Source organism: Ruegeria sp. J8 (assembly GCF_056531925.1).
Genome location: NZ_JBQFMR010000005.1, coordinates 47,812 through 64,261, shown reverse-complemented (window position 1 = coordinate 64,261; position 16,450 = coordinate 47,812). Strand labels below are relative to the sequence as shown.

The window sequence follows — 16,450 nt, the reverse complement described above, 5'->3', positions numbered from 1 at the left end:
TGCCTTAATCGGATAATGGAACGTGTTTTTTAGCTTGTGAACGCACCGGTTGGTTAAATCTTCCGACACGTCGACCAGCGGTGTTACGCGGTCGCAAAGGCGTCAAGTCAATTCAAACTGGACTTATGGAAACTGCCAACTGTCACTTTTGGACTGACAGCTGGATCGCAAAGGTCTAACCTGTATCCACAAAAACAAAAAAACGGATTTACAACGGGAGATCTAACAATGACTAAACTAACAAACCTGTCCAGGCGGACGGTGCTGAAAAGCGCAGGCGCCGCGGCTCTGGCGGCCCCTCTTTACAGCAAAAGCGCACTGGCCTCTTCAGGTGAGATCAACATTCTGATGTGGTCGGATTATCTGCCACCCAGTTTCCTGCAAGAGTTTGAAACTCTGACCGGAATCAAGGTCAACTATACCGGCATCGGGTCGAACGAAGAGATCATCAACAAGATGAAGGCGACCAAGGGCCAGGGCTTTGACATCGTCTCGCCCACCAACAACCGGTCGTTGCAGTGGGAACCTCTGGAGCTGTTGCAGCCCTTCGACATGAACAAGGTGCCGATTGATCTGGTGAACCCGGCGATGGCCGCAATTGGCACAGATGCGTGGAACTTTGGCGATGCGGGCGTGCACTGGCTGCCGCATATCTGGGGCACCGAGGGCATTGCCTATCGCACCGATCTGTGGCTGCCCGAGGGCGATGCGCCGTCTTATGGCGATGTTTGGTCCGAGGAGAATGCGGGCAAAACCATGGGCCGCGCGCATTCGATGATGCTGGGCGCAGGTCTTTACATGGAACGTTCGGGTGAGATGGAGCCGGGCTCGGTCTGGGCCGCTTATGGTGACGAGGACACCATGCGCAAGGTTTGGGGTCAGATCACCGACTGGTGCATCGAACGCAAGAACCGGATCAAACTGATCTGGAACGACGCGGATACTCAGAAAAACGGCCTGCTGAACGAAGGTGTTGTTGTCGGCCAGACCTGGGATGGTCCGCCGCTAGCGCTGAAATCGGCGGGCGAGCCGGTGCACTACCAAGCTCCTGTCGAAGGTGCGATGGCCTGGGTTGACGGTATGTCGATTCCGACCGGTGCGGCAAATATCGACCAGATCTACGCCTTCATCGACTTCGCTTATCAGGCGAAGCCGGCTGGTGTGGCGATTGATAGCCATGGCTATAACTCGCCGGTTCTGGGTGCCGATCAATACTCGGGCGACACCTATAAGAAGAACTTTGCCGAGGCCTATCCGGGCGACTCGCTGGCCAACCTCAACCCGTGGCCGGCCGAAGCACCGTGGTACGCTGAAACCCGGACCGAATTCGTCAACAAGTTCAAAAGCGCCTGATCGCTTTGAAACGACGCCCTCCGCGATGTCGCGGGGGGCCATCCATCCGTGCGCTTTGGCGTGACGGACCCTATATCGGTGTGGTCCCCATCCGCACCAGACGGAGATACCTAAAATGAGTGCAGGGGTCGGTGTAGATCTGGAAAACCTGTGGATTCGGTTCGGCGATTTCGTCGCCGTGCGGGATGCCAATGTGAACATCAACGGGGGCGATTTCTTTTCGTTCCTTGGCCCTTCGGGCTGTGGCAAGACCACGATCCTGCGTGCGGTTTCGGGCTTTCTGGACCCCAGCGAGGGCAAGGTTCTGATCGGCGGCAACGACATGCGCGGGATTGGACCGAACAAACGCCCTACAGCTCTGATCTTCCAGAACCTCGCGCTGTTTCCACTGATGAAAGTGTGGGAGAACATCACCTTTTCCATGGAGATCAAGGGCGCCAGCGCCAAGGAACGCCGCAAGCGCGCCGATGAGCTTTTGGACATGATCGCGCTGCCGGGGCAGGGCGACAAACTGCCCAGCGAGCTGTCGGGTGGTCAGCGCCAGCGGGTCGCCATTGCCCGTGCGCTCTGCGCCGAACCCGATGTGCTGTTGTTGGATGAGCCCCTGTCGGCACTGGACCTGAAGCTGCGCCAGCATATGCGCACCGAGCTGCGCGAGATTCAGCAGCGTGTTGGCATCACCTTCATCTACATCACCCACGACCAGGGCGAGGCGTTGACCATGTCCGACAACATCGCCGTGATGCGTGCGGGCGTGATCGACCAGATAGCGGATGGCAAGACCATCTACAATGATCCCAACACAGCCTTCGCGGCCTCATTCGTTGGGGAAAACAATGTGTTCCGGGGCAAGATCAAGCAGGTCATGGGCAATGAGGCGATGATCGCGACCAATCGCTCTGGTGATCTAGTGGCGCGAATTTCCACCGCCAACCAAGGCAAGTTGAAAGAGGGGGATGACGCCATGATGTTCATCCGCCCCGAGGCGTTTGCCATCGCCCCCGATGGGGCGACGGGCGACCATTTCGTCACCGCCCGCGTTAACCACGAGGAATTCGAGGGGAACGTCTTCAACATCTTCACTGAGGGTGAGGGCGGGAAGGAGATCAAGGTCTCGATCCCGAACCATGGTCAATCCTTCCAGGATCACACCGGACAGAACATCACGCTGGAATATGAGGCGCAGAATGCGGTTCTGGTTCCGGCCGGTGAACTGGCCGCGGAATAGGGGGAACTGAAATGCCCCGCTTCCTGAAAGAGTTCTTTAACCGCAACGGTACCGGTATGGGGCTAGCGATTCTGGGTCTGGTGATCTTCTGGACCATCGGCCTGATCATCCTGCCGCAGCTGTCGATGCTGGATTTCTCATTCCGGCCTAACCTGCCCCCGCCTGAGATTGGCGGGCCCAAGGATGTCTACACGCTGGAGAATTACAAATATCTGATCTACGGCCCCGAGGGCGGCAGTCAGGATTACAACGCGGTCGACCTGCGCGTGTTCTTCCGCACTCTGGTTGCGGCGGTCTGCGTAACGATCTTCAACCTAATCCTCTGCTACCCAATCGCTTACTATCTGGGCCAGTCCAAGGGCAGTCATATTCGCATCTTTGCGATCATGCTGATCATCCCTTACTGGATCAACGAAATCCTGCGCGCCTTTGCCTTGCGCATCATCTTCGGTGAGACAGGCGTGCTGAATACCCTGTTCGTCGGCCTTGGCGTCTTTGACACGCCGTTCGACTTCATCCGCAACGACATCGCGCTCTATGCAGGGCTTGGCTACGCCTACATCCTGCTGATGATTTTCCCGATGTATAACGTGATTGAAAGCCTCGACGGCAACCAGATCGAGGCCGCACGGGATCTGGGTGCCCCGTGGTGGCGGATTCACTGGCGGGTCGTCATCCCCTATGCCAAGCCGGGGATCAGCTCGGGCTGTACGATGGTGTTCATGCTGTCGGCAGGAGCGCTGGCTGCGCCGCAAATTCTGGGTGGGCCGTCCAGCTTGTGGTTCACGCAGCTGATCTATCAGCAATTCAACGACAACAATGACTGGCCGCAGGGGGCCGCTTACGCGATCGTGCTGCTGGTGACCTGTATCCTGTTTGTGTTGGCCGTAATGCGCCTGTTCAAGGTGAATATGGGGGATATCGGCAAATGAACCTGTCCTTCCTTCGTGTAAGTATCTGGGTCTATCTGGCAATCTTCTTCCTGTATCTGTTGGGCCCGCTGGTGATCATGTCGGTCACGGCCTTCAACTCGTCTGCCTTCCCGCGGATGACCCCGTGGGAATGCCTGACCTTCCAGTGGTTCGGAGAGCTGTTTCAGGATCAGCGCATCCTGAACGGCATCAAGAACTCGCTGATCATCGGGGCCGGTACGGTGGTTCTGTCGGTGGCGATGGGGCTGGCGGGGGCGCTGATGCTGACCCAGATCTGGCCGAAGCTGCGCGCAACCTATTACACAATCATCATCGCGCCTATCCTGATCCCCGGGGTTGTTCTGGGGATTTCAACCCTGGTGTTCTGGGACCGGATCAACCGGATGCTGGGGCTGGGCGCGGATAGTGTCCTGTCGAACGGCATTTTCCTGACGGTGATTGGCCAGTCCACCTTTATCGCCAGCTATTGCATGTTGGTTCTGGTGGCACGGCTGCAGCGGTATGACGTGGCCTTGACCGAGGCCGCACTGGACCTTGGCGCGACCCATGCGCAGGCGTTCCGCAAAATCCTGCTGCCGTTTATGCGGCCCGCGATTGCAAGCGCCGCAGTGCTGGCGTTCCTCGCGTCGTTCGAAAACTACAACACGACCACCTTCACCTTCGGCGAATACCCGACACTGACCATCGAACTGGCACAGAAAGTACGCTATGGCATAACGCCGTCGATCTCGGCCCTGGCCTTTATCATCGTGGCGCTGACGGTGTTTTTTGCCCTGCTGAACGAGGCGAAGTTGAAGCGACAGGAACTGGTCGCCGCCGCGCGCAAGAATGCCACGGTCGAAGAACTGGCGGGCAAGATCAAACTGCCCAGTTTCTTTGCAGGCAATGTCGCCGCCTTGCTCGTGGTTATCTTCGCGGCCGCTACGATCACAGTTGTGGGCACGGCAACCGCCTACAGCCCGGACCAATGCATCGCCAACGTGAAAGAGCAAAAGCAGCTTGAAGCCGACCAGCGTATCCAAGAGCTGCGTAAGCAGCGCGAAGAACGCCGCAAACAGCGCGAAGCTGACGAGGCAGAACAAGGCGAGGCGCAATCCGCTCCGAAACCGTCGAACAATAGCGGGTTTGGCAATGTCTTCGCGCCAAATGCTTTGAGTGGTGACGAAGATGAATCCAACGCCGAGCCGCAACCTTCGACCAATGGCGGGTTCGGCGGAGCGTTTGACCCCAACAGTCTGAAAACGGACGAATAGCGCAATCTGCGCCCGCCGGGATTACCCCTCGGCGGGCGCGCCTTTTTCCAGAACAAGCGCATCACAGGCATCAATCACATGCCCGTTCCACGTGACCGGCGCGGCGTTGTAGTTGATCAGGAATGTATGTTCGCCTGTCTCACGACGCCTGAGGCCGCTCAACATGGGATACACACTCAACCCCGTATGCTGAGCGGCCATCCGAACGACACGATCCCAAAGAGTGTCGTCCGGGAAACTGGCCAGATACCACATGGATTCGGTGCCCGTCAGTGCTGGCGTACCGTTTTCATGGGTCAACAGTGTTGGGGCGGTCCCAGATAAACGCTCGACCCAGTGACAGGCAGCTCCTCCGCCTGAGACATCGCGTTTAGACGTGGGCGGCAGGGTTTCGACCAAGTCAACATGGCTGTCCACACCGACCAGGCCCGGTCGACCAGCCTGAGGAATCTGAAAATCGCGGGTAATCGCCCCGCTACGCGGTCCCAGAATGGCCAGATCACAGCCGTTTGAAATACTCCGCTCCAAGTCCTTATCGATCGTGGCCAGACCAGGTGCCAGTATGATTTTGTAGCCATCCGCCGGAATGCTGTCGGTCGACAGGAAGTCCACCGACAAGCCCGCCCGTCGCAACGCGCGATAGGTCGAGAAGACCAGCCGGAAATAGTCAAACCCGGCCCCCTGCGGTTGCGTCGCCCACGCCCAGTCTGAGGCGTAGTCGAACAGAATGGCGACATCCGCCTTGCGCTGCGTCACAGAACCGATTTGGTCAAGGGTATCCGCTGTTTCTCGCACCTCGGCCAAGGCTGGGGCAGGGCGATTGTCTGGTGTCAGTAGTCCTGCATGCATCTGCTCTTGCGCGAAGGGGGCTTGCCGCCAGCGGAAATAGCTGACCACCTCGGCCCCGTGGGCGACAGCCTCTAGCGACCAGAGCCGGACCATACCCGGCAACGGTGCCGGGTTGTAGGGCGCCCAATTCACCGGGCCAGGCTGCTGCTCCATCACCCACCAGCGGCCCCGCCCCACGGCGCGGTAGAGGTCGTGGTGGAATGCCTGCATGTCAGGATCACCCTGTTGCAAAAAGGCGGCTTTATGCGCCTCTTCCACCTCAAGCCGGTCAGACAAGAAGCCGATCGGATAGCTGTCCCACGTCGCGATATCCAGGTCAGCGCCGACCTTGAAATGGTCGAATTCCAATACTCGGCCCATGTAGTTGTGCAGCAGCGGCGCGTCGGTCAGCTTGCGCAGCACATCCACTTGCGCCTTGTTGAACATCACCACCTGATCCGAGCTGAACCGGCGGAAAGCCAGAACATGGGCGGGGTTGGGTTCAGTCACGGTCAGGTTGGGCAGGTCAATCTGGTCGAACCCATCATATTCCATCGACCAGAACACATTCCCCCAAGCCGTATTCAATGCATCAATCGAGCCGTATTGATCCTCAAGCCAATTCTGAAACGCGGCAAGGGCGACAGGGCTATAGCTGATGGTGGTATCGTGGCAGCCATATTCATTGTCGATCTGCCACGCTGCAATGTGGGGGTTCCTTCCATATCGCTTACCCATGATCTGCGTGATCCGGGCGCATTCCTCAATATAGCCCTGATGGCTAAAGCAGTAATGCCGGCGCGATCCGAATTTGCGTGGGTTCCCGTCCGCGTCAACTGCCAGCATGTCCGGGTATTTCTCAAGCATCCAGCGCGGTGGCGTGGCGGTTGGTGTCCCCAGAACCACTTTCAAACCCGCCGCGCCCAAAGTGTCGATGGCCCGGTCAAACCAGTCGAATTGCAGATCACCCGGAGTTGGTTCCATCCGGCTCCAAGCGAATTCGCCGATGCGCACCCAGGACAGGCCGTTTTCGACCATGCGTGCGGCATCTTCGGCCCATATCACTTCTGGCCAATGTTCAGGATAATAGCAGACGCCAAGTTCCGGTTTCATAGGATAACTCTGTATTCTGGCTGACCTTTTCCCGCGCTGTGTGCCGCAAAGGTCATGCCGTTTGAAGGCTGTTTTGCAAGGATATCCGCATCCAGCCCCTGCCGGGCCGAAGTACAGAACAAGGTTGTCAGATCGGCCCCGCCAAAGCAGGGACATGAGGTATGTGCCGCATCGAATTCCACCGACTGCAGGAACTGACCGTCCGGCGAATAGGCTGCAACACGATTTGCGCCCCATTGGGCAATCCAAATGTTGCCTTGGGCATCCACCACTGCACCATCAGGGTTCAGATCATCTGCGCGCAAATCAAGAAAGACGGTGCTGGCGCCCTCGGGCCAGCCATCCGATGAATTCAAAGTCCAGCGCATCACCTGCTGGGTCGCTGTATCGCTGAAATAGGCGCAGGATCGGTCGGGCGCGAAACAGATCGCGTTCGAGATCGTGACGTCAGGCACCAAACGGCGCAGTTCCCCGCGCCAAAACCGATAAATCGCGCCTGCTCCACGCTCAGCATTTTTCCCCATCGTTCCGATCCAGAACCCGCCCCACGGATCAGCGCGGCCATCATTCGAGCGTGTGACAGAGTTTTCTGCCTCAAGCGCAGTGATCAGGGTCTTTTTGCGGCTTTCAAGATTGAAGTGCCACAACCCGGTTTCGGACGCGATCAGCAGCGTCTCAGTGTCGACCCACCCGGCGGCCGAGACATGTTCGTCGAACTGCCATTCAACGGGCGCGCTATCGACCTGCGTCATCAAACGTTTGCCAAGAATGTCGAACCAGAAAAGCTGCTTCCGTTGGGGATGCCACAGCGGCCCCTCGCCCAATGCGCAAGGGCGGTCGTCAAAGACGGTGCTCATCCGGCGGCCTCGTTGTAGGCCGCGACGATTCCGCGTGCACGTTCCGAGATCTCGGCTACTGAAAAGCCTGGCTTGAAAAGGGCCGATCCAATGCCGAAACCGTCCGCCCCCGCATTGATCCACACATCGAAATTATCGGGCCCAGCACCACCAACGGCGTAGACTTTTGCCCCTTCCGGCAATACTGGGCGCATAGCGGCCAATCCGGTCGGTCCCGCCATCACACCGGGAAACAACTTGAGCCCCGTTGCGCCTGCTTTGAGGGCGGCAAACGCCTCGGTTGGGGTGTAGACGCCGGGCCAGCTTTGCATGTTCAGCGCGACCGTGCGCTGGATGACATCCGTGTCGCAATTGGGCGAAACGATCAGCTTGCCGCCAACCTTGGCCACGGCATCCACTTGTTCCACGGTCAACACCGTGCCCGCACCAATCAACGCCGTGTCACCAAATTTTTCGGCCAGTATGCCGATGCTTTTCAACGGCTCGGGCGAGTTCAGCGGCACTTCGATCTGGTCGATACCGGCATCAATCAGAGCCTGGCCAACATCGGCCGCTTCGGTCGGGTGAAGACCTCTGAGGATTGCAATAATGGGACGGCTCATGCGGTCTGCCTCGTCAGGTTTCGGGCCTGATGCAGACCCGCCAGAGTGGTGTTCGTACTATCGGCGATTTCAAAAAAAGCGCCTTGCTGTTTCAGGGCGTGACCATAGACATCCGACAGCCCCTCAGCCCCGATGATCGCGATCTGCTGACCTAGCCAATAGGGTCGCGTGGCAGCCAGTTCTGCCCCGATTAGAAATCCTGACAGACGGGCGCGGGCAACAGAAGCATCCTGCCCATTCAGCAAATCAGCTGCGCGCAGTCCAAACAGGCGCGCCGCCATCTGTTCAGGTTTGGACAAAGCATCTGCCGCGGCTTCAGCAAAAGCCGCATCGTCCCATCCTTCTCCGACCGAGTGACGCAGCACCGAATGCCCGCTGAGAAGGCTGAACATCTCACCGGTCATGAAGGTGCGAAAGCTGACCACTTCGCCCGCGCTGACTTGCACCCACTTAGTATGGGTCCCCGGCAAGCAGATCACGCCGTCCCAATTCTTGTATCCTGCCAGATAGCCTGCGATCTGAGTTTCCTCACCCCGCATGACGTCTGGCGGGTTGGCCTGTTTCAAACCGGGCACCACAAAAGCGCGGAAGCGCGGGTCCGTGCCCGGCACCCTGATCGGAGCGCGTGGCACTGGCGCTGAAGGCACAGCAGAGTAAGGGGCCTCGACCCAGCCCTGACGCGCGCCTACCATACCACAGGCGATGACATCGACCGGCTCGGCACCAAGCCAATCCTCGATCAATTCCAGCAATGCATCCTGAAACGCGCCCCGGGTCAGACTTCCCATACCCTTATCCGAGTCCGCCTGATCCAGAACATGGCTGCCCTGCATCGCCCAAACTCGTAAATGAGATGTTCCCCAATCTGCTGCGATCCATTCGATACTCATGGTCTCATCCCGTCACCACGACACCGCCATCGACCGCCATGCACTGACCAGTCATCGCTCGGCTGGCCTGCGAGGCCAGAAAAAGCGTAGGCGCAATCATGTCTTCTGGGGTCAGATGTTCCTTCAGGCATTGCCGGTGCAGATGCGAGGCCAGATCTTCGGGCGTGGCCCACATGTCCAGTTGTTTCTGCGTCAGCACCCAGCCGGGGGCCAGCGCGTTGACACGGATATTCCTGGGGCCAAGTTCACGTGCTAATGAGCGGGTCATGCCGGTTATCCCTGCATTCGAAGTGGTGTAGACCGGATAGCCGGCATTGCCCATCATGTAACTGATCGAACTGAAATTGATGATCGCGCCGCCTTCAGTCATCTGACGTGCGGCTTCCTGTGAGGCAAAGAAATACGCCTTGAGGTTCACCTCGATCATCCAATCCCAGAATTCGGGCGTTGTTTCTTCGAGTGAGTGGCGCTTGTCATTGGCTGCGTTGTTGACCAACACGTTGAGCGGTCCGTGCGCCTCGGCCGCTTTGGTCATCGTGGCGCGTAGCAGTTCGGTATCCGTCATATCCCCTTGCAGGAACAGCGGCGCACGACCGTGTTTTTCGCGCATCTCTTCAACAAAAGCACTGGCATCAGACCGGCCGATGAACGCGACATTGGCCCCCTGCGCCATGAACCCGTCGGTTAGCGCAGCGCCAACGCCTGAGCCTCCACCGGTGATATAAACCGAGGCACCGTTTAGGTCGTGGAATGTGGCGGGTTGGCTCATCAGCGGCTCTTTCTGCTTACGGGGCGCGTAGTTTGGCCCGTTTGGAAAAATAATTTGTCGGGCCTCTCAGGCGGCCCTGGCAGGCTGACACCAATCGGGCAGCCATTCGGAATGCGCGGTCAGGAGATCGGTGACCAGATTGCGAATTTGCCGCAAGTCCAGTTCCGCAGCTGTATGCGGGTCCACCATCGCGGCGTGATAGATATATTCAGGGTTTTGGTCGACAAGCGCACGCACGGTCAACTCCTGCACATTGATCTGGCTGCGCATCAGCGCGATCAGTTGCGGAGGGATATCTGTCACGACCGAGGGCTGTACCCCGTTACTATCCACCAGACAGGGCGTTTCAACCGCCGCGCCCAAAGGCAATTGCGGGATTTGGCCGGTGTTGGGCAAGTTGCCATAAGCCACATAAGGCGTGTCGGTTACGATAGCATTCATCAGATCGGCCGCAAATTCGTGGCTGCGCGTCACTGCGATGTCGCGCCCATCCGTCAGGGTCTTTGCCTGTTCTTTCCAACTGACGATTTGTTCCTCGCAGCGGGTGGGATATTCATCCAGCGGAATCGAAAACTGCTCGATCAGGTCCTCACGACCGTCCTTGATGAACCATGGAACATACTCGGCCAGATGCTCGGAACTCTCGGTGCAAAAATAGCCAAGGTGGTCCATCACCTCGTACCGCACTTTGTTGGGACAGCGGGGCATCAACAAAGGCGGCTTCGGGAACCGCCCACCGGCATAGCCCTGACGCAGCGCGGGATAAAGATCGTGTCCTTCATGCTCCAACCGCAGGAAAAAGGCGACGTGGTTTACGCCCGCTACCTTGTAGCGAATATCGCTTTTTGGAAGGTCCAGATCATGGGCCAGTTCTTCGACGGTGTTCTGGACCGAGTGACACAGCCCGACATGTTTGAGCGTCGGGAAACGTTCGGCCAGAGCCCAGGTGTTGATCGCCATGGGGTTGACGTATTGCAACATCGTTGCATTTGGACAAAGCTTCAGCATTTCATGCGCGATATCCCAAAGAACCGGAACGGTGCGCAGGCCCCGCATGATGCCGCCGACGCCCAATGTATCGGCGATGGTCTGGCGCAGCCCGTATTGCTTGGGGATATCGAAATCCGTGACCGTGCAGGGTTTGTAGCCCCCCACCTGAAACGCTGTTACCACGAAATCCGCCCCATCAAGCGCCGCGCGGCGGTCTGAATGGGTCGTGACGGTTGCGCCGGTCCCGACCGAGCGGATCATGGCGCGGGCAACGGTTTCACTTTCTGCCAAGCGGTTCGCGTCTATATCCATCAACGCGAAATGGCTGTCTGCAAGTGCAGGGGTCAGCAGGGCATCGCCGACGATATTCTGCATGAAGATCGTGGAGCCCGCTCCGACGAAGGCAATCTTTGTCATTTTGCAAACCTTTGGTTTGACGTTATTTTACGGCACCGAGGGTCAGACCCGCGATGAAGTGTTTCTGCATCAGGAAGAACATCGCCACGGGCGGCAGTGCCGCGACGATGGAACCGGCACTCATCAGTTGATAAGCGGCGCGGAATTGGGCGTTAAAGCTGGTGATCCCGGCGGTAACAGGCTGGCTTTCAGCCCCTTGGGTCAACACCACCGCCCAGAAATAGTCGTTCCAGATGAAGGTGAAGATCAGCACGCTCAACGCAGCGATGGCCGGCTTCATCAGCGGCAGAACGACGTACCAAAAGATACGCACCTCGCTAATACCTTCTACCCGCGCGGCCTCGATCAGCTCAAACGGAAGCGCCCGGATGAAGTTGCGCATGAAGAGGGTGCAGAACCCAGTCTGGAAGGCAATGTGAAACAACACCAGCCCGGTTTTGGTGTTGTAGAGGCCCAATTCCAGCGTGAGATCGCGCACCGGCACCATCAGGATTTGGAAAGGCACGAAGTTGCCGGCCACGAAGAGGAAGAAAATCCACAGGTTCGACCTGAACTTGTAGATACCAAGGGCAAATCCAGTCATGCAGCTGAGCGCAACGGCACCAATCACAGTAGGAATGGTGATTAGGAACGAGTTCAACAGATATCGCGGCATGTCCGAGTTGAAGAACACCTGCCCATAGTTGAATGCTCCTTCAAAACTGGACGGCATACCCCAGTAGTTGGCGTTGGTGAAATCCGCCGCGGGTTTGACCGAGAACAGCGCCACCGCCAGCAATGGTCCCAACCACAGCAGCAGGGCAACGGGTAGCATGGCCTGATAGGTGATCTGCGCCGCGCGGGGCTGTTTTTCGATAGGTTTGGGAAACATCTCAATGTCCCCTTTCTTCGCGGTACATCGACCACAGGAAGTAGGCGATGAAGCACAGCATGATGAGGAACAGGATAACCGCAATGGCGGCACCGTAGCCCATGCGGAATCCATATTCGGACAGGGCAACTTCGAACATGTAGTAGGCCAGCACGCGAGACGAACCGAAAGGACCGCCCTGGGTCATGATCGAAATCAAGTCAAAGCTGCGCAAGGCGCCGATGATTGTAACGACGAAAGCAATGAATGTGGCAGGGCGCAGTTGCGGCAGGATGATGTGCCACAGCATCCGCCAGCCCTTTGCGCCATCCAAGCGGCCGGCTTCAATCTGTTCCGGGTCCACGGCGTTCAAACCTGTCAGATACAGGATCATACAATAAGCGGTTTGCGGCCAGAGACCGGCAACGATGATGCCATAGGTCACAAAGCGCTCGTCGCCCAGCACGTTGAGCGGGCCAGGACCGAAGAAGGCAAGGAATTCGTTCAGCAATCCAAAGGTCGGGTCGTAAAACCATGTGAAAACAAGGCCCACAACAACCTGTGAGATCACGAACGGAAAGAAAAACAGCGACTTGTAGAGGCGAATACCCCAAACGGTCTGGTTCAGGAACAGCGCAATGAAAAGCCCTGCAGGGATCGCGGCCAGATACAGTATTAGCCAGATCAGGTTATTCTTGAGTGAGATGAAAAAGGCATCCCGGTCGACCCACTCCCAATAGAGGTCCTCATAGTTGCGAAAGCCTACATATTCCGCAGCACCCAGCCCATCCCACTCATAAAGAGAGAGGTTAAAGGACTGAAAAACTGGAATGATGACGTAGACCATGAAGAACAGCAGGCCAGGGGCAAGGAACAGCCACGGGGCGATGCGCTGCTGGTTGCGGTGAAACCAGCTTTCCTGTTCAGGAGCTTCTGCGGCAGTGGTCATGGGGACACTCGGATTGGATCAAAGGAGCAAGGCGGGCTTTACCCGCCTTGCGCAGGTCTTGGTACAAACCGGGCCAGAGGCCCGGTCTGACCGGATCAGTTGTCGTAGATGCGCTGACGCGCGCGTTCCAGCTTGGCCAGGATGCGGTCGGCATTGTCAGGCTTGACCATGAATTCCTGGAAGCCTTCCATCGACACTTTGGCCATTTCTGCCGGTGCGTCGCGGTCCCAGAACTGGGCGACACCGCCGGGGCTGTTGGACGACAGCATCTCGAAGCCCTGGTTCAGGAATTTGTCGTCATCCACGGCCGATTTTGCGTTGACAGGAAGCTGGCCCAGGTTTTTGCCGTTGTTAATTTCGGTCTGTTCGTCAGGCGAGACAACGAAGCGCAGGAATTCACGCGCAGCTTCCTTGTTCGAGGCGTTCGACGGGATGTGGAACGTATCCGTTGGCGCGTCCTCGGCAAGTTCGACATCGGGGTTGATCGACACAAACTGATAGAAATCCAGCTGATCATCGCTCAGACCGGCTTCGCGCAGCGGGGCCACGGCGAAGTTGCCCATCAGATAGGCTGCAGCTTCGCCATTGACCATGAAGGGCAGGGCTTCTTGCCAGCTATAGGTCTGGTGGTTGTCGATGAACGCGCCCATGTCGATCAGCTGTTTCCAATTGGCGAAGGTCTGCTTGACGCGGTCGTCTTCCCAGCTCACTTCGCCATTGGCCAACTGCTGGTGGAAGTCGAAGCCGTTGGTACGCATGTTCAGATAGTCAAACCAGCCGCCTGCGGTCCACAAGAATTTGGTGCCGATCGTATAGCAGGCGCGGCCGGAATCGACGATCTTCTGACAGTTGGCCAGCTCTTCTTCCCATGTGGTCGGCTCGGTCAGACCCAGCTCATCGAAGATGTCTTTGCGATAGTAAACACCCCACTGGTAATAGGTATAGGGCACGCCCCATTGCTTTCCGTCGATGGTCATCGCGCCTTTGGTCGAGGCCAGATTGTCGCCAATCTCGGCTTCGGCCCAAAGGTCCGACACGTCTTCGAACAGGCCAGCCTCGACATAGGGCTTCATCCGGTTGGCAGCATACCAGGTGGCAACATCCGGAGTATCGGCAGTCAGAAAGTTGCGTATCTGAGTCTTGTAGGCTTCACGGTCGATCACAGTGGTCTCGATCTCCAGACCAGGGTGTTGCGCCGCAAACCGGTCGATCATCGCTTCCATCGTTGCGCGAGGCGCCGGGTTCGATGTGTCCAGGAAAATGCGCAGCTCGCCGGTCAGTTCAGCTGCTACAGGCGCTGCAAGTGCCACACTCGCCGCTAAAGCTGCCGCAGTGCGCTTGAAGATGGAATTCATGGTGTCCTCCCTTAGATTCCATTTTTTTGGTTATTTTGGTTCCAAATAATGAAACCTTGTTTTACATATTGAAAACTACACATCGAATCGGTTAATCTTGTCAAGACCCTCGTGACGAAGACGGTGGATCAATGGGAGGATGGAAGGCGCTCGTGGCTGGCGACGGTACTATAGGAAAAGCGTGCGACGTATTGGAACAGGTGGCAGCGTTTGCCCGCCCGGTCCGATTCGCGGAACTTTTGGAAAGCAGCGATTTTCCAAAGGCGACCCTGTATCGCTTTCTTCAAAGCCTGACAAACCAGGGCATGCTGTCTTATGACCCGGACCGGCAGACATACGCGCCCGGGCTGCGCCTTGTCCGTTTGGCGCATGCGGCGTGGACCCAAAGTTCGCTTGCCCCGATTGCACGACCTTTTCTGGACGCGCTCAGCCGCGAAACGGGCGAGACTGTACACCTTGCCCAACTGGATTCAGGTCAGGTTCTGTATGTCGACAAGCGCAACGCGACCCAACCTGTAGAAATGTATTCGCAAGCGGGTAAAGTTGGCCCCGCTTATTGCACAGGCGTGGGAAAGGCCATGATGGCGTATCTGGACGCTGACGCGCTGGATAAAGCTCTGTCGCAGCAAAGCTTTCATCGGTTTACCGACAAGACCTTGGCGTCAGAACAACTCTTGCGGTCGGATCTCGATGTCATCCGTGCGCGGGGATACGCCGTGGATGATGAAGAACACGAACCGGGCATTATCTGCGTAGCCTGTCCCGTCCTGACCGAAGGGGGGCGGATTTTGGGTGCGATTTCGATCACCGGATCGACGGAACGAATGAGCTTTGATCAGTTGCAGGCATGGGTACCCCGTGTACGCCGCGTGGCTGATCAAATTGGAATTGAAGCGCAAGCGTGGCGGTTTCCCGAAAGCCGTCCAAACGGATCTAAGGACAGGATGCAAGCGACATGACAGGCGTCACTCTGAACAGTGCGATCAAGCGATATGGTGAGACGCAGGTTATTCACGGAATCGATTTACAGATCGAGGATGGCGAGTTTTGCGTCTTTGTGGGTCCATCTGGGTGCGGCAAATCCACTTTGCTTCGGATGATCGCGGGGCTTGAGGAAACGACAGAGGGTGAGATCCGGATCGGGTCGCGCGATGTGACCCATTTGGACCCGGCCAAACGGGGGGTTGCAATGGTGTTCCAGACCTACGCGCTCTACCCGCATATGACAGTGGCCGAGAATATGGGTTTTGGTCTTCGTATGAACGGCGTCGCCAAGACCGAAATCGACAAGAAGGTACAAGAAGCGTCGAGCATTCTGAAACTCGATCAGTATCTGAAGCGCAAGCCCAAAGCTCTGTCCGGTGGCCAGCGGCAACGTGTTGCTATCGGTCGAGCCATCGTGCGCGGCCCCGAGGTGTTTCTGTTCGATGAGCCTCTGTCCAACTTGGATGCCGAGTTGCGCGTCGAAATGCGTGTCGAGATCGCGCGCCTGCACAATGAAATCGGCGCGACCATGATCTATGTGACCCATGATCAGGTCGAAGCGATGACCATGGCGGACAAGATCGTGGTTCTGCGCGATGGCCGGATCGAACAAGTGGGCGCGCCGATGGACCTCTATCGCGACCCGGACAACCGGTTCGTCGCGGGCTTCATCGGTTCGCCTGCGATGAACTTTTTGGAGTGCGACGTGACAGATGGCCATGTGACGCATCCCGCGTTCAGCCAGCCAGTGCCGGTGACGTCTTCGGTTCCTGCTAACGCAACGAAAGTGACGCTGGGCGTTCGCCCCGAACACCTTCAGGTGGACCGTTCTGGCGACAGTTGCACCGTGGACCTGACCGAAGCTTTGGGGGGAGTCAGTTACTCGTATCTGCTGACCGCGAATGGCGACAAGCTGATCGTGGAAGAGCGGGACGATGAGCGCAGCAGGCAAGGCGCACGTATTGGCGTCACCTTCTCGCCCAACCGTGCAATGATGTTCGACGCCGAAACGGGTGAACGGTTGCGGTAAACGCAGACCAGTCCATCGCAGAAGGGCGTTGGCCACGAGACACGGCGCCT

The 16,450-nt window shown here is 57.6% G+C and carries 15 protein-coding genes; 6 read left to right on the top strand and 9 right to left on the bottom strand.

Translation table 11 applies throughout. The features are described 5' to 3' along the window. Window positions 1–228 precede the first annotated feature (228 nt). From ACR0L1_RS12140 to ACR0L1_RS12125, 4 genes are all read left to right on the top strand, one after another. Window positions 229–1,353, top strand: a complete 1,125-nt coding sequence (locus ACR0L1_RS12140; protein WP_170773495.1) for an extracellular solute-binding protein — start codon at window positions 229–231, stop codon at window positions 1,351–1,353. A 115-nt stretch (window positions 1,354–1,468) separates the two neighbouring features. After that, a complete protein-coding gene (locus ACR0L1_RS12135) occupies window positions 1,469–2,581 on the top strand; it encodes an ABC transporter ATP-binding protein (protein ID WP_170785917.1) in 1,113 nt (370 codons plus the stop codon). An 11-nt stretch (window positions 2,582–2,592) separates the two neighbouring features. Beyond that, window positions 2,593–3,513 (top strand): ABC transporter permease, encoded by a 921-nt coding sequence (locus ACR0L1_RS12130; RefSeq protein ID WP_170773497.1) that lies wholly within the window; start codon window positions 2,593–2,595, stop codon window positions 3,511–3,513. Continuing rightward, window positions 3,510–4,766: an ABC transporter permease gene (locus ACR0L1_RS12125; RefSeq protein ID WP_480859050.1), complete on the top strand. Its 1,257-nt coding sequence runs from the start codon at window positions 3,510–3,512 to the stop codon at window positions 4,764–4,766. Before ACR0L1_RS12130 ends, ACR0L1_RS12125 begins: the two co-directional genes overlap by 4 nt. 21 nt (window positions 4,767–4,787) lie before the next feature. Here the strand turns inward: ACR0L1_RS12125 and ACR0L1_RS12120 are convergent, their stop codons facing one another. The 9 genes from ACR0L1_RS12120 to ACR0L1_RS12080 all read right to left on the bottom strand — a co-directional run bounded on the left by ACR0L1_RS12120 (window position 4,788) and on the right by ACR0L1_RS12080 (window position 14,386). Continuing rightward, complete coding sequence (locus ACR0L1_RS12120) at window positions 4,788–6,707, bottom strand: beta-galactosidase (RefSeq protein ID WP_480859047.1); 1,920 nt, start codon at window positions 6,705–6,707, stop codon at window positions 4,788–4,790. Continuing rightward, window positions 6,704–7,564 (bottom strand): SMP-30/gluconolactonase/LRE family protein, encoded by an 861-nt coding sequence (locus tag ACR0L1_RS12115; protein WP_480859045.1) that lies wholly within the window; start codon window positions 7,562–7,564, stop codon window positions 6,704–6,706. The genes ACR0L1_RS12120 and ACR0L1_RS12115 overlap by 4 nt, the downstream gene beginning before the upstream one ends. Next, window positions 7,561–8,166 (bottom strand): 2-dehydro-3-deoxy-6-phosphogalactonate aldolase, encoded by a 606-nt coding sequence (locus ACR0L1_RS12110; protein ID WP_170785923.1) that lies wholly within the window; start codon window positions 8,164–8,166, stop codon window positions 7,561–7,563. The genes ACR0L1_RS12115 and ACR0L1_RS12110 overlap by 4 nt, the downstream gene beginning before the upstream one ends. Beyond that, entirely contained in the window at window positions 8,163–9,056 is an 894-nt protein-coding gene (locus ACR0L1_RS12105) for a 2-dehydro-3-deoxygalactonokinase (protein WP_480859043.1), read from the bottom strand. The genes ACR0L1_RS12110 and ACR0L1_RS12105 overlap by 4 nt, the downstream gene beginning before the upstream one ends. 4 nt (window positions 9,057–9,060) lie before the next feature. Beyond that, complete coding sequence (locus tag ACR0L1_RS12100; protein WP_170790003.1) at window positions 9,061–9,825, bottom strand: SDR family NAD(P)-dependent oxidoreductase; 765 nt, start codon at window positions 9,823–9,825, stop codon at window positions 9,061–9,063. 66 nt (window positions 9,826–9,891) lie between these two features. After that, window positions 9,892–11,232 carry an alpha-galactosidase gene (melA, locus tag ACR0L1_RS12095; protein ID WP_480859041.1) on the bottom strand — a complete coding sequence of 447 codons (1,341 nt, stop codon included), beginning with the start codon at window positions 11,230–11,232 and terminating at the stop codon, window positions 9,892–9,894. A 22-nt stretch (window positions 11,233–11,254) separates the two neighbouring features. Next, on the bottom strand, window positions 11,255–12,103 hold the full coding sequence (locus tag ACR0L1_RS12090; RefSeq protein WP_170773509.1) for a carbohydrate ABC transporter permease: 849 nt from the start codon (window positions 12,101–12,103) through the stop codon (window positions 11,255–11,257). Window position 12,104: 1 nt separating this feature from the next. Continuing rightward, complete coding sequence (locus ACR0L1_RS12085; RefSeq protein WP_480859038.1) at window positions 12,105–13,031, bottom strand: carbohydrate ABC transporter permease; 927 nt, start codon at window positions 13,029–13,031, stop codon at window positions 12,105–12,107. 95 nt (window positions 13,032–13,126) lie between these two features. Further along, window positions 13,127–14,386: an ABC transporter substrate-binding protein gene (locus tag ACR0L1_RS12080; RefSeq protein WP_170773513.1), complete on the bottom strand. Its 1,260-nt coding sequence runs from the start codon at window positions 14,384–14,386 to the stop codon at window positions 13,127–13,129. Window positions 14,387–14,538: 152 nt separating this feature from the next. Between ACR0L1_RS12080 and ACR0L1_RS12075 the strand changes: the two genes are divergently transcribed. Beyond that, window positions 14,539–15,345 (top strand): IclR family transcriptional regulator, encoded by an 807-nt coding sequence (locus ACR0L1_RS12075; protein WP_480859320.1) that lies wholly within the window; start codon window positions 14,539–14,541, stop codon window positions 15,343–15,345. Next, the gene (locus ACR0L1_RS12070; protein ID WP_480503789.1) at window positions 15,342–16,400 is read left to right on the top strand and encodes an ABC transporter ATP-binding protein; all 1,059 of its coding nucleotides are present in this window, start codon (window positions 15,342–15,344) and stop codon (window positions 16,398–16,400) included. The genes ACR0L1_RS12075 and ACR0L1_RS12070 overlap by 4 nt, the downstream gene beginning before the upstream one ends. Window positions 16,401–16,450: the final 50 nt, after the last annotated feature.

What these genes read in the sequence shown, in the direction of transcription:
- ACR0L1_RS12085 (WP_480859038.1), bottom strand. Translation starts at nt 13,031, where the DNA reads ATGACCACTGCCGCAGAAGCTCCTGAACAGGAAAGCTGGTTTCACCGC.
- ACR0L1_RS12105 (WP_480859043.1), bottom strand. Translation starts at nt 9,056, where the DNA reads ATGAGTATCGAATGGATCGCAGCAGATTGGGGAACATCTCATTTACGA.
- ACR0L1_RS12090 (WP_170773509.1), bottom strand. Translation starts at nt 12,103, where the DNA reads ATGTTTCCCAAACCTATCGAAAAACAGCCCCGCGCGGCGCAGATCACC.
- ACR0L1_RS12130 (WP_170773497.1), top strand. Translation starts at nt 2,593, where the DNA reads ATGCCCCGCTTCCTGAAAGAGTTCTTTAACCGCAACGGTACCGGTATG.
- ACR0L1_RS12080 (WP_170773513.1), bottom strand. Translation starts at nt 14,386, where the DNA reads ATGAATTCCATCTTCAAGCGCACTGCGGCAGCTTTAGCGGCGAGTGTG.
- ACR0L1_RS12115 (WP_480859045.1), bottom strand. Translation starts at nt 7,564, where the DNA reads ATGAGCACCGTCTTTGACGACCGCCCTTGCGCATTGGGCGAGGGGCCG.
- ACR0L1_RS12140 (WP_170773495.1), top strand. Translation starts at nt 229, where the DNA reads ATGACTAAACTAACAAACCTGTCCAGGCGGACGGTGCTGAAAAGCGCA.
- ACR0L1_RS12110 (WP_170785923.1), bottom strand. Translation starts at nt 8,166, where the DNA reads ATGAGCCGTCCCATTATTGCAATCCTCAGAGGTCTTCACCCGACCGAA.
- ACR0L1_RS12100 (WP_170790003.1), bottom strand. Translation starts at nt 9,825, where the DNA reads ATGAGCCAACCCGCCACATTCCACGACCTAAACGGTGCCTCGGTTTAT.
- ACR0L1_RS12070 (WP_480503789.1), top strand. Translation starts at nt 15,342, where the DNA reads ATGACAGGCGTCACTCTGAACAGTGCGATCAAGCGATATGGTGAGACG.
- melA (WP_480859041.1), bottom strand. Translation starts at nt 11,232, where the DNA reads ATGACAAAGATTGCCTTCGTCGGAGCGGGCTCCACGATCTTCATGCAG.
- ACR0L1_RS12135 (WP_170785917.1), top strand. Translation starts at nt 1,469, where the DNA reads ATGAGTGCAGGGGTCGGTGTAGATCTGGAAAACCTGTGGATTCGGTTC.
- ACR0L1_RS12125 (WP_480859050.1), top strand. Translation starts at nt 3,510, where the DNA reads ATGAACCTGTCCTTCCTTCGTGTAAGTATCTGGGTCTATCTGGCAATC.
- ACR0L1_RS12120 (WP_480859047.1), bottom strand. Translation starts at nt 6,707, where the DNA reads ATGAAACCGGAACTTGGCGTCTGCTATTATCCTGAACATTGGCCAGAA.